The 12,375-nt window shown below is 68.6% G+C and carries 13 protein-coding genes; 12 read left to right on the top strand and 1 reads right to left on the bottom strand.

Features of this window, described 5'->3' with window-relative positions; genetic code table 11:
- Nucleotides 1–4: 4 nt before the first annotated feature.
- The 5 genes from AB5I40_RS12275 to AB5I40_RS12255 all read left to right on the top strand — a co-directional run bounded on the left by AB5I40_RS12275 (nt 5) and on the right by AB5I40_RS12255 (nt 4,453).
- Entirely contained in the window at nt 5–1,117 is a 1,113-nt protein-coding gene (locus tag AB5I40_RS12275; RefSeq protein ID WP_370938618.1) for a CHAP domain-containing protein, read from the top strand.
- Nucleotides 1,114–1,431, top strand: coding sequence for a YbaB/EbfC family nucleoid-associated protein (locus tag AB5I40_RS12270; protein ID WP_370938617.1), 318 nt, complete (start codon nt 1,114–1,116; stop codon nt 1,429–1,431). Before AB5I40_RS12275 ends, AB5I40_RS12270 begins: the two co-directional genes overlap by 4 nt.
- Nucleotides 1,432–1,670: 239 nt before the next feature.
- A complete protein-coding gene (locus tag AB5I40_RS12265; RefSeq protein ID WP_370938616.1) occupies nt 1,671–2,267 on the top strand; it encodes a hypothetical protein in 597 nt (198 codons plus the stop codon).
- Between the two features lie 104 nt (nt 2,268–2,371).
- Nucleotides 2,372–2,563 carry a hypothetical protein gene (locus AB5I40_RS12260; protein ID WP_354738563.1) on the top strand — a complete coding sequence of 64 codons (192 nt, stop codon included), beginning with the start codon at nt 2,372–2,374 and terminating at the stop codon, nt 2,561–2,563.
- 111 nt (nt 2,564–2,674) lie between these two features.
- On the top strand, nt 2,675–4,453 hold the full coding sequence (locus AB5I40_RS12255) for a glycoside hydrolase family 76 protein (protein ID WP_370938615.1): 1,779 nt from the start codon (nt 2,675–2,677) through the stop codon (nt 4,451–4,453).
- Here AB5I40_RS12255 and AB5I40_RS12250 read toward each other — a convergent pair.
- On the bottom strand, nt 4,408–5,628 hold the full coding sequence (locus AB5I40_RS12250; protein ID WP_370938614.1) for an amidohydrolase family protein: 1,221 nt from the start codon (nt 5,626–5,628) through the stop codon (nt 4,408–4,410). The genes AB5I40_RS12255 and AB5I40_RS12250 overlap by 46 nt on opposite strands.
- Nucleotides 5,629–6,377: 749 nt before the next feature.
- On the opposite strand from AB5I40_RS12250, the gene AB5I40_RS12245 reads away from it, so the two are divergent.
- From AB5I40_RS12245 to AB5I40_RS12215, 7 genes are all read left to right on the top strand, one after another.
- On the top strand, nt 6,378–7,037 hold the full coding sequence (locus tag AB5I40_RS12245) for a GntR family transcriptional regulator (RefSeq protein WP_370938613.1): 660 nt from the start codon (nt 6,378–6,380) through the stop codon (nt 7,035–7,037).
- Nucleotides 7,034–7,846 (top strand): carbon-nitrogen family hydrolase, encoded by an 813-nt coding sequence (locus AB5I40_RS12240; protein ID WP_370938612.1) that lies wholly within the window; start codon nt 7,034–7,036, stop codon nt 7,844–7,846. The genes AB5I40_RS12245 and AB5I40_RS12240 overlap by 4 nt, the downstream gene beginning before the upstream one ends.
- Nucleotides 7,843–8,502, top strand: a complete 660-nt coding sequence (locus AB5I40_RS12235; RefSeq protein WP_370938611.1) for a DUF2848 family protein — start codon at nt 7,843–7,845, stop codon at nt 8,500–8,502. The genes AB5I40_RS12240 and AB5I40_RS12235 overlap by 4 nt, the downstream gene beginning before the upstream one ends.
- Entirely contained in the window at nt 8,502–9,962 is a 1,461-nt protein-coding gene (locus AB5I40_RS12230) for a 4-hydroxyphenylacetate 3-hydroxylase family protein (protein WP_370938610.1), read from the top strand. Before AB5I40_RS12235 ends, AB5I40_RS12230 begins: the two co-directional genes overlap by 1 nt.
- Nucleotides 9,959–10,303 (top strand): cupin domain-containing protein, encoded by a 345-nt coding sequence (locus AB5I40_RS12225; RefSeq protein WP_037814846.1) that lies wholly within the window; start codon nt 9,959–9,961, stop codon nt 10,301–10,303. Before AB5I40_RS12230 ends, AB5I40_RS12225 begins: the two co-directional genes overlap by 4 nt.
- A gap of 73 nt (nt 10,304–10,376) precedes the next feature.
- On the top strand, nt 10,377–10,907 hold the full coding sequence (locus AB5I40_RS12220; protein WP_370938609.1) for a flavin reductase family protein: 531 nt from the start codon (nt 10,377–10,379) through the stop codon (nt 10,905–10,907).
- 109 nt (nt 10,908–11,016) lie between these two features.
- Complete coding sequence (locus AB5I40_RS12215) at nt 11,017–12,357, top strand: MFS transporter (protein ID WP_370938608.1); 1,341 nt, start codon at nt 11,017–11,019, stop codon at nt 12,355–12,357.
- Nucleotides 12,358–12,375: the final 18 nt, after the last annotated feature.

The following is a 12,375-nucleotide window of genomic DNA, read 5'->3' as shown; positions in this document are numbered from 1 at the left end:
ATCCGTGCTGGACACCGCAGGGGTCGCGACGCTGTTCGCGGACGAGATGAAAACGCACCACGGCAAGCTCCAGGGCAAGGCCGCGGACTCGCAGGCCGCGCAGCAGGCGCTGCAGCGGGCCGCGCACGAGATCACCGAACAGTACGAGGCGCAGCGCAAAGCCGCGCACGCACTGCTGAACACCTGGCACAGCAAGGCGAATCCGGCCTTCGAGCACGACGCAGGCAAGTTCGGCCGCGACCTCAAGGTGACCGCGCGGGCGAGCACGCACGGGGCCAAGGTGGTCAGCGAGGTCACCGACGCGCTCGCCGGGCGGCACCAGGCCACCGGCAAGCTGATCGACGAGTTCGTCGCGAAGGCGCGCAAGATCATCGACGCCGGATATGTCCTGGCGCGCAACGGAAGCCCCGCCGCGCTGCTGATGGCGATCGGAGACGTGGCCGATCTGGCGGGCAAGTACCTGAAGGAATCCGGCGGGCACCTGAAGAACGCCCGCGCGGAGATGGAAGAGGCGGCCCGGAAGCTGCGCGCGCTGCAGCAGGACCTGAACCACGACGGCGTGGCCGACCCGGGCGGGACGCACCGCGCCAAGCCGAAACCCGGGGGCCACCGCGCGCACGAGCAGCACAAGAAGCACGAAGCGCACAAAAAGCACGAGCAGCACCACGGCGGCACGCACGCGAGCCACAGCAAGAAGGTCGACAAGATCCTCGACCACGCGCGGGACAACCTCGGTTACCACGAGGGTCCGAACAACCGGAACAAGTGGGGCCCGACCGGGCAGCCGTGGTGCGCGTACTTCGCGACGTCGATGTGGCGTTCGGCCGGAGTGGACATCCCGAAGTACGGCTTCACCGGCGACGTCTACAAGTGGGGCCAGCGCCACCACCTCGCCTACGACCGCGCCGCGCTCGCGCACAACGCGCGTCCCGGCGACACCATCCTGTTCGGCGACGGCCCGTCGTGGGGGCACAGCCACCACATCGGGATCATCGAAAAGGTCGAGGGCAACAAGATCACCACGATCGAGGGCAACGCGAACGACCAGGTCGAGCGCCTCACCTACACGCTGCCGCGCGATCTGCACAAGTTCTACGGCGGGGTGCACCCGAAGTGAGCATCACGGGCACGGCGCGGCACGGCGGGGTGACGGTCGAGGTCGCCCCCGGCGGAGCGCTGCGCACTCTGGAACTCACCGCGGGCGCTCTGCGCGGCGGCGGTCCCCGGCTGGCGGACGCGATCCTGCGCGCGGTGCGCGAGGCCGCCGCCGAGGCCAATGAACGCGCCCGCCGCGCCTTGGAAGCCGAACTGGGCGCTCTCGGCGGTCCCGGCGGGCTCAGCGGTGCCGAACTGAGCAGTCTCGGCCTCGGCGCCGAAAAGGATCTGGCGGACCGCGCCGAAGACACCACACCGGACACGTGGAGAGTGTGATGGCGGAGGTGCGGCGGGGGAGCACAGCTGGTCAGCTCAACGGTTTTCCTGCGGACACTGGAAAGCGGGGCGCGAGCGAGGCAGCCGGCAGCGAGCCGGCGCCCCGCGGGCGTACGGACGAGGTTCCGGCCGCGCTGCCCGGCAGCGACGAGCCCGGGACTCCGCACGAGTCTTGGGTGTCGGGCGAGGTTCGGGAGTCTGGCGGGGGTGAGCCTGGGGTTCCTCACGAGTCTTGGGCGTTGGGCGAGGTTCGGGAGTCCGGCGGGGGTGAGCCTGGGGTTCCGCACGAGTCCTGGGCGTCGGGCGAGGTTCGGGAGTCCGGCGGGGGCGGGTCCGGGGATCCGCGCGAGTCCCGCGCACCGGATGAGCTCCGAGAGTCCGGCGGGGACGAACGGGGAATCGACGAGCTGATCGAGATCGCCGAAGAGATCCCGGAGCGGCTGGGCCTGTCCGAGGGCCTGGCCGCTATCCGCGCGACAGCGGGTGGCGAGGGACTGAGCGTCACGGTGAACGTGCACGGCATGCTCGTGCACCTGGACATCGGCGAGTCCGCGCTCGAACTGGGCCCGGACGCGCTGGCCGCGGAGATCTCGCGGCTCAGCGTCGAAGCCGGCACGCGGGCGTTGCACCGGGGCCTGCGGGCCGTCCGCGCGGGATGCGTTCCGGCGGTCGCGGCGGCTGTCGAAGACGCTTTGGCGCTGGGCGAAGATCCGGAGCCACCCGCGGCTCCGAAGCCCGACCGCGCCGCGACGCGCGGGTCTGAACCGGCTAGGCGGCGTCCGGCTCCGGACAGCCAAGACGACGAAGGGTTCGTGCTCAAGCCGGTCAAGGACTGAGCGTCGGGTGCGCCGCCCGGCGGCAGCGCGCCGCGGCGGAGGCCACAACCCGCCCTCGGTGCGTCCCCGAGCGCTTGTCCCCGGCCGGTGCCATCCTGGGAGGCATGACCCACTACGCACTGACCCAGTCCGTGGCGATCGCGACTGATCTCGAGGCCAAGGGATTCCTCGGCACGGTCGGCAAGATCGCCGCCGCCACCATCATTTTCTTCGTCGCGATCGGCCTGATCGTCGGGCTCATCCTCGGCTACTTCATCGGCCGTTCGGTCGGACGGCGCCAGGGCAGCGGCGGCTGATCGGGTTAACCCGGCTGTCCGGAACGGGACAGAACCGCGCGCGGGCCTTCACCGGCGCCCGCGCGAGTTCTTATCCTGGGCGGAAATTCACCCAGGCGAGGGGACGAGTCCATGCGGACCGTGCTCGTAGTGCTGCTCGTGTTCGCCTCGTTGACTGTCCCGCGCGCGGCCGCTGCGGTGTGCGCGCTTTCCTGTGACCCGCTCGATCCGTCGCGGGCCGCGCAGGAGAGTTTTCCCTTGCCGGACAAGGACATCAACGGCCGGGTGCTGCGGCTGCACGTCTCCGATCAGGACGGCATGGCCTGGGCGAGCATCGACAACGGCCGCACCGGCGACGCGGTCTGGCTCGACCGGTCGTGGGACGGCGGCGCCACCTGGGACGGTCTTCTGGGCAAAGCGAGCATTCCGGACACGTGGACCGGCACCCGCACGCTCATGTACAACCTCACTGACCCGGTCGGCCACCGCCGCGGCCTGCTCCGTGCCTGCGGCGACGCGCAAGCCGTCGCGTGCACGGCCTGGATCTACCCGACCGTCTGCGACGCTGCCTGCGACGGTTCCGCTCCGACATCCGGCGACAACCAGCCGGTGGCACCCGCGACGATCTTCGGCCGCTCCGTCCGGCTGCACTTCGACGACCGCGGCATGTCCTGGGCCAGCATCGATTCCGGCGGCTCGGGCGACGAGATCTGGCTGGACCGGTCCTGGGACGCAGGCGCGACCTGGCCGGACGGTTCATCGCTCGGCCGCACGAGCGTCCCCGTCGGTGCGACTACGACACAGACCGCGACCTTCGCCGCTCGAGATCCACGCGGACGGATGAACGGCGGCGTTGTTCGGGCGTGCGGCCGGGAAGCCGCGCACCAGGAGGGTGCTTGCACCGAGTGGGCACGTCCCGCTCAGTCGCGCGTCGCCGCGGGTGTCGACGCTTTGCTGTGGTCGCAAGACCTTTACCGAGCCTGGTGGCCGTCGAGCTGGTGGAACTCGGCGGTCGCGGTGACCGCACTGGCGAATTCCGGAGTCTCCGGGCTGGATCCGGTCCTGGCGCGGGTCTTCGACGTGAACCGCTCCGCCTTCCCCGCCGGCGCACGCAGCTCCGACCCGATCGACGGCGACTTCATCAGCCGAGCCGTCGACGACACCGCATGGTGGGGCCTGGCGTGGCTCGCGGCGTACGACCGTACGCACGATGCGCGTTATCTCGCCGAAGCCACGAAAATCGCCGACTACGTGCACGGTTTCTGGGATACCGGCACCTGCGGCGGGGGAGTGTGGTGGGATCGCGAACGGACGTACAAGAACGCCGTCACCAGCGGTCTCTACCTTCGCCTCGCAGCTGCTCTGCACCGCCGCCTGGACGGGGACACCGAATGGCTGGCCCGCGCTCGTGAAGCTGGGGACTGGTACCTGCGAAGCGGCCTGATCAACTCGGCGGGCTTGGTCAACGACGGTCTCACTTCGGGCTGTGCGAACAACGGCCAGACCGTCTGGACCTACAATCAGGGCCTGGCCATCGGCGGCTTCACCGAGCTTTGGCGGGCGACCGGTGATCAGTCCTATGTGGACGCTGCGCGTCGGCTGGCGGACGCGGCGATGACTGGCCTCACTTCGGGCGGAGTGCTGGTGGAATCGTGTGACACCGGTTCGTGCGATGACAATCAGAAGCAGTTCAAGGGCATTTTCATGCGGTACTTCGGCGATCTCGCCTCGGCCACCGGATCGTCGGCGTATCGGGATTTCGTGCGGCAGCAGGCGGATTCGGTGTGGTCGCGGGACCGGGACTCGCTCAACCGTTTTGGCGAACGCTGGACTGGCGGTGCGTCGAACGTGGTGGATTGGCGGACTCAGGCTTCGGGGCTGGAGGCGTTGATCGCGGCTGCCGCGCAGTAGGTTCCGTTGCGCCACACGCGCTGGATGTCGAGGGTGTCGCCGATGGCGACCGTCGGGTCGCCGGTGACCATGGTGAGGTCCGCACGGAGACCAGATTTGATCCGGCCGCGGTCAGTCAGTCCGAAGCGCTTCGCCGGGAGGGATGTCGCTGCTCGCAGGGCTTCCGCCGGGGTGAATCCCGCGTCCGTGAGGAGCCGCAGCTCACCGTGCAGGCTGGCTCCGTGAGCCATTCCCGGTGCGCCGAGATGCGCCGCGTCCGTGCCCGCGAGGATGTCGACCCCGGCTTCCCGCAGCGCGGCTAGTGTTTCCAGCGCATAGTCGAAGTGCTTGCGGGGACTGGTGCTCATCGTGCCGGACAGATTTTCTCGCCACTCCGGCGTCAGCTTCGGGTAAACCCGCTGATCCTCGGCGAGTCGGCGACCGACCGGTTCACCGGTGATCGACGCGAGCACCGTCAAAGTGGGAATCACGAAGGTGTTGCTGGCAGCGATCTTCTCGACCAACTCCGCGCTGTGCGGCCGGTCGGCGAAGAGATGAGTGAGCCCGTCGACTCCCGCGTCGACAACCTGTTCCACCGTCTCGACGGTCATCGCGTGCGCCACCACCATTTTCCCGCGCTGGTGGCTTTCGCGGACCGTCGCTTCGACCAACTCAGGAGCGAGACGGGGCAGCGTGGCGCTCCCGAACAGCCGTCCGTCCTCGACTAGGACCTTGAGATAGTCGGCCCCCTCATCGATCCTCGCCTCGACAAACGCCGCGACCTCCTCCGGCCGGGTCGCAGTCGGCCACGGCGGGTCGCCTTCGCCCTTGCGCAGCTGATGCGGATGCCCGCCTTCGGGGGTGAGCCCGATAGAGGGAGAACGCACGTCGGCGAGATCATTCGAGGCTGCGGCTTGGCGGCGCAACGGAATCATCTGCTCTGGCATCGAGAGCATGTCGAATTCCGTGGTGACTCCGAACGCCAGCGCCTGCCTGAGCGACTGCGCGTCGGTGTGCGTGTGGGAGTCGACAAGGCCGGGCAGGAGGGTGGCCCCGGTGCCGTCGATGACCTCGACCCCGTCGGGACGGTCGCCTCCGACGCTGGCGATCCTTCCGTCGGCGACCTCGACGTCCACGATGCCCAGCGAGGTTTCGCCGTCGAAGACGCGTGCGCCAGTGATGACGAAGTGATCCACGGAGACTCCTGGCAGGTCGTGCGACGGTGACTCCGGAACCGTAAGCGGCGGTGGTTTTGGTGCCAAGAAGGCACTTTTCGGGTAGCTGGTGAGGCCGAGGTAACCCGGGTGCGGCCCTCGTCGGCGTCGAGAAGCTGCGCGGGCTCAGGGAAAGCCCGGACGTCGCGCCGGAATGCCCGGGCCGGTCAGTGGCCGGTCAGGAGGGAGTGTTCCACTTCTGGTCAGCGGATCCCGTGCAGTCGCGCAACGCGAGGCGAGTGCTTTCGGCCGTCGCGCCGCCCTTGGTGCCCAGACAGCGGACCGAAGCGGGGTTCAGGATGGTGCCGTCGCCGCGGATTTGCCAGTTTGCGCGGCGGAACCGTCGCAATCCCACAGTTCGGCGAGGTCTCCGCAGGCACTTGTCCAGCGAGCGTTACCGGGGGCCGCTCGGGCATTTCCGGGGTGCGGCATGCGGGAATCGACGGCACGGAGGTTTGAGTGCTCTCCCGCCACGGCGGGGACCCTGCGCCGTAGCGGGCCGACGGCCCGGCCAGTTCGCGGCGGCGGTGCCGTGCACCTAGGCCACGTGTCCGGTGCACGCAGTTCCAGGCAAGCCGCCCACAGGGGAGAGGCTTGTCCGGCGGTCCCCGGCCTCACTCGCTCAGCCCGAGAACCCCCGCTGACCAGCCGCCTCCATCACTCACCACAGCCGCTCAACCTCGGCAAACGCCTCTTGCCCACCTGCCATGCGTGATGTATACATCTTGTCCATGAGCAGTGTACGACAGGCTGGGCGGGCCGGGTCCGCGCAGGACGTCACCTATCGGTTCCTCAAGCAGCGCATCGCCGAGCTTCCGCGCGACGGCGGCACTTTCCTGACCGAATCGGAGGTCGCCGAGGCAGCGGGCACGTCCCGTACTCCGGTGCGGGAGGCTCTGCTGCGGCTCGAAGCCGAGGGGTTCCTCGAGATCGTGCCGAAGAAGGGCGCGTTCGTGCCGCCGATCTCCGACGCGGAGGTGCGGGCGGTGATGGAGGCGCGCGAGCTGGTCGAGGATTCGTGCGTCCGCAAGCTCGCCGAGCGCGTCGACGACGCTTTCCTCGCTGAGCTGGACGACATTCTCGCCAAGCAGCGCGAAGTGGTCGACGAACCGGTGCGGTTCATCGAGTTCGACCGTGCGTTCCACCGGGCGATCGTGCGGCGGGCGGGGAATCCGGTGCTGGCCGAGTTCTACGAATCGTTGCGGGACCGGCAGGTCCGGATGGGGTTGCGCGCGGTCGCGGGCAGCGAAACCCGGGCCGAAACAGTGCTGGCTGAGCACGCGGAGATCGTCGAAGCGCTGCGCGGCGGCGAGCCGGCGGCGGCTGGAGAAGCGCTGGCGAAGCATCTCTCCAGCACGATGACGGCGTTGCGGGTCGGGGAGCGGCTGTGAAGGTCGCGCTGGTGCAGCTGGCCAGCCCGCCGGACGAGACGGCCGCGGACCGCCGGGTGCGGGCCGGGCAGCTCGTGGAGTCGGCGCGCGGGGCCGAGCTGGTCGTGCTGCCGGAGTTGTGGGCTGCCGGGTATTTCTCGTTCGACGCGTACCCGGACGAGGCGGAAACCCTTGACGGGCCGACGGTGGCGGCGGGACGTGAGTGGGCGCGCAGCCTGGGTGCGTATGTGCATCTCGGCAGCCTCGTGGAGCGGGACGCGGCCGGGCGGCTGTTCAATACCGCGGTGTTGCTCGCGCCGGACGGCACGATCGCGCATACCTATCGCAAGGTGCACGTCTTCGGATACGCCTCGCGCGAGGCGGAACTGCTCACGCCGGGGGACACGCTCAGCGTCGCGGAAACGGAACTCGGGCCGATCGGCGCGACGACCTGTTACGACCTGCGGTTTCCCGAGCTGTGGCGCGGCCTCGTGGACCGCGGCGCGAAGACGGTCGTGGTTCCGGCCGCGTGGCCGGCGGCGCGGCGCGAGCACTGGCGGATGTTCACCTCGTGCCGTGCCGTGGAAGAGCAGGTCGTGGTGATCGCGGTGAACGCCGCCGGCACGCAGCACGGCGGCGTCGAGCTGGCCGGTACCAGCCGGATCGTCGATCCGTGGGGCACCGTGCTGGCGGAGGCGGGCGGCGGCGAGGAAGTGCTGCGCTGCGAAATCGATCAATCCATTGTGGACACGGTGCGGGCGGAGTTCCCGGTGCTGGCCGATCGGCGGTGGCCGGTGTCCACACCAGACTTCACGGGAGCGGGAGTATGAACACGATTGCCCTGCACGTCGCGGGAACCGGGGAGGAACTGGCGTTCACTCCGGCGCGGCTGGTGGTGGCCGGGTACACCGGGAGCGACGAGGCCGCGGTCGAGGAGCACATCGCCGAACTGGCGGCGATCGGCGTCCCGCGGCCGGAATCGGTGCCCGCGTTCTATCACCTGGATCCGGAATTGCTGACGACCGAGCCGGTGGTCGGTGTGAGCGCGCCGGGAACGTCCGGCGAGGTCGAGCCGGTGCTGATCCGGCATCGGGGAAGGTACTTCCTCGGGGTCGGGTCCGATCACACTGATCGTGATCTGGAGCGGGACGGGGTCGCACTGTCCAAAGCGGCCTGTCCGAAGCCGCTCGGCGAAGTGGTCGCCGAGCTCGGGTCCGAAGTGTCCATTCCGGGCTGGGACCACGTGGTCGCGGACTCCAGTGTGGACGGTTGCCCGTATCAGAAGGGGGAACTGGCCGCGCTGCGGCATCCGGCGGATCTGCTCGACCGGCTCGGCCCGGTCGACGGCGACTTCGCGCTGTACTGCGGCACTTTGCCGCTGCTCGGCGGCGAGTTCACCTACGGCGCGTACTGGCGCATCCACCTGGAACTGCCCGGCGGCCCGACCCTGACCCACGCGTACGAAACGAAACAGAGGAGCGAGTGATGCGCAGCGGAGCCGACTATCTGGCCGCATTGAAAGGCCCCCGGCGGATCTACCTCGACGGCGCGCCGGTCGAGGACGTCGCCCACCATCCGGCGTTCGCGCCGATCGCGAAGACCATCGCGGAACTGTTCGACCTCGCGGCCGACCCGGAGTCCGGCATCTCGGTCGCCGACGAGGCGACCGGGTCCACCGTGAACCGTCTCTTCACGCCGCCGCGCAGCCGCGAAGACCTGAAGGCCTACCGCGAAGCGGCGACCACCTGGGCGCGGCACACGCACGGCTGGGTCGGCCGCAGCCCGGACCACGTCGGCGCGTTCGTCGCGGCGTTCTCCGCGCACCCGGAGGCGTTTTCGCAAGGGGAGCGGGACTTTTCCGCCAACATCGCGGCCTACCACAAGCGCGTGCTGGAGGAGAATCTGTACGTCTCCTACGCGATCATTCCGCCGCAGGTTTCGCGGGCGACCACTGCGCACGCCTGGGAAGGCGACCTGATCCAGGCGGGTGTCGCGGAGGAGCGCGAGGACGGCATCGTGATCCGCGGCGCGCAGATGCTCGCGACCGGCGGCGCGGTGGCCGACGAGATCTTCGTGTCCTGCATCAAGCCGCTCGGCCCGGAGGACGCCGACTTCGCGCTCGGTTTCGCGGTTCCTGTTGACGCAGAAGGACTTAAGCTCTACTGCCGTCGTCCGTACGCCCCGGCCGCCACGAGTGAATACGACTACCCGCTCACCTCGCGCTACGACGAAACCGATGCGCTGGTGGTCTTCGACGACGTCTTCATTCCGTGGGACCGCGTGTTCGTCTACCGGGATGTCGCGGGTTTGCGGCGGCAATTCTTCGACACCGGCGCGCACGTGTTCGGCAACTGGCAGGCGCAGATCCGGTTCATGGTGAAGACGCAGTTCATCGCCGGGCTCGCGCGCAAGGTCGCGGCGGTCAACGGAGTCGACAAGTTCCCCGGCGTGGTCGAAAAACTCGGCGAGCTGGCGAGTCTGGCGTCCATTGTGGAATCCGCGGTGCTGGCCGCGGAATACACCGCGGAACCGGACAGCAACGGCATGTGGCGGCCCGGCTCCCGCGCGGTGTACGGCGCGATGGGGCTGCAGGCCGAGCTGTACCCGCGGCTGCTCGCGATCCTGCGCGACCTGGTCGGCGGCGGGGTGCTGCAGGTGCCCTCCAGCGTCGCGGACCTGACGAACCCGGAGACCCGCGCCGATATCGACAAATACATTTACAGCCCGTCCGCGCCCGCGGAGGAGAGGGTGAAGCTGTTCAAGCTCGCCTGGGACGTCGTCGGCAGCGAATTCGCTGGACGCCACCACCAGTACGAGATGTTCTACGCCGGCGCGCCGTTCGTGGTGAAGGGCTACGCCTTCCGCAACTACGGCTTCGACGGCGCGCTCAGCGACATCGACGCCTTCCTCTCCAGCTACGACCTCGACGGAGCGATCACCCGATGAACAAACCGGAACACGAATTCTTCCCGGTGACCGACGTCGCTTTCACGGTCTGCCCCGGCGACGACCCGAAGATCACCGAGCGAATCCTCGCCAAGGACCCGGAAACCGGTGTGGCGACGCGGATCCTGCGTTACGAGCCGGGTGCCGATTCGACGCCGATGGGCGTGCAGAAACACGATTTCTGGGAGGAGGTCTACATTCTCGAAGGCTCGTTCACCGACCTCACGCTCGGCCGGACGTTCACCGCGGGGATGTACGCCTGCCGTCCGCCGGGCATGCCGCACGGCCCGTGGCGGACCGACGAGGGGGTCGTCACGTTCGAGGTCCGCTACCCCGCCTGAACCCGCTCGTGAGTGCCTATCCCGGTTCTAACCGGCATAGGCACTCACGAGCCCCCTTCGCAAGGAGACCCCCATGCTCACCACTTCGTCGACTTCCTCGGCCGAGGTCGACCCGATGACGATGCGCCGCACGATGGGGCGGTTCGCCACCGGCGTCGCGGTGGTCACCACCCGGGCGGCGGGGGTGCCGCACGGGATGACCGTCAACTCGCTGACGTCGGTGTCGCTCGACCCGCCGCTGTTGCTGGTGTGCCTGACGACCGGCGCGCGCAGCACCGACGCGGTCGTCGAGGCGGGCCGGTTCGCGGTCAACATCCTGTCCGCCCGCCAAGAACAGCTCGCGCTGCGCTTCGCCCGCCGCGGCGAGGACCACTTCGCCGGGCTGGAGGTGACCGAGGGCCGCCATCGCGTGCCGGTGATCCCGGACGCCTTCGCGCACCTCGAATGCGACGTCGAGCGGCATCTGGTCGCCGGCGACCACGTGGTCGTGTTCGGGCACGTGCGCAGCGTGTGCGAGCGCGACGGCGAACCGCTGGCGTTCCACGGTGGACGGTTCGCGGACCTCACCGACCGGGCCAACGAGCCCGTGCACTGGTTTTTCTGAGGCAGTTCCCAAGGGGGGAATACGCCTCGGTGGCTGCGCCAACAGCCACCGAGGCTTCCGGCATCAGCACTTCATCCGCGTCACGGACCCTCCGACCACAGGAGCCGAAATGGCCGATACCTCTCGCGAACGTAACAGAAAACGCCCGCACACGCGGCTGGGGGTGGTGGCGGCGTCGAGTCTCGCCGGCACCGCCGTCGAATGGTACGACTTCTTTCTGTACGGCACCGCGTCCACTTTGGTCTTCAACAAACTGTATTTCCCTTCGCACGACCCGTTGGTCGGCACAGTTCTCGCCTTCGCCACTTACGCGGTCGGCTTCCTCGCCCGTCCGCTGGGCGCGGTGGTGCTCGGCCACCTCGGCGACCGCAAAGGACGGCGGTCGACGCTCATCGCCAGTCTGCTGCTGATGGGTGCTTCGACGTTTTTGATCGCTTTGCTGCCCACTTACGAGGCGGTCGGCGTGCTTGCGCCGCTGCTGCTCGTTGTCTGCCGTCTGGTGCAAGGGTTTGCGCTCGGTGGCGAGTGGGGAGGAGCGGTGCTGCTGGTGTCCGAGCATGGCGGCAGCGCGCGTCGGGCGTTCTGGTCTTCGTGGCCGAATGTCGGGCCGCCGCTGGGAAATCTGCTCGCTGCCGGTGTGCTGGCGGTACTCGGCGCGGTAATGCCCTCGGCCGAGTTCCTGTCGTGGGGCTGGCGGATCGCGTTCGGGTTGTCCGCGGTGCTGGTCCTGATCGGGTTGTGGCTGCGGCTTTATGTCGCGGAAACGCCGTTGTTCAAGGATGCGCCGAAGCCTGAGGGGCTGCCTGCGGGGGTGGTGGTCCGCAAGCATTGGCGTAGTGTGCTTCTCGCCGCGGCAACGCGTTTCGGAGAGAATGCCGGGTTCTATCTGTTCTCGTTGTTTGTCATCACTTACGTCACGACTGTGCTCAAAATGGACAGTTCGGTCGGGCTGACGGCGGTGCTGGTCGGGCAGGCGTGCGCGGTGGTGACGATCCCGCTGTTCGCCCTGCTGGCCGACCGGATCGGACGACGGCCGATCTACGTCGTGGCTTCCGTGGCGACGATCGTGTGGGCGTTCGTGTTCTTCGCGCTGGTCGACACGCGGAGTCCGGGCTTGATCACGGTCGCGGTGGCCGGCGGGTTGCTGATCTTCGCCGCGTACAGCTCGGTGATCGGGGCGTTCTTCGCGGAACTGTTCCCGACTGAGGTGCGGTACTCCGGGGTTTCGCTGGCTTACAACCTGGCCTCGGTGCTGGCCGGGTCGCTCGCGCCGATCATCGCGATCGGGTTGTACGCGAAGTTCGGCACCGGGTATGCGATCGGGGTCTATCTGGCGGTGATGGGGTTGATTTCGCTCGTGGCTTCGTTGCTGGCCAAGGAGACGAAGTCGGTGGATCTTGGTGCGGTGGCCGGGGAAGCGAAGGAGGAAGTTCGTGCACCCGTTGAATGAGTATTTGGCCGGTTACGG

The sequence above is a fragment of the Amycolatopsis sp. cg13 genome (assembly GCF_041346965.1).
Classification (GTDB): Bacteria; Actinomycetota; Actinomycetes; order Mycobacteriales; family Pseudonocardiaceae; genus Amycolatopsis.
Note: the sequence above shows the minus strand (reverse complement) of the source record. Positions and strands in the feature narration are given on the sequence as shown.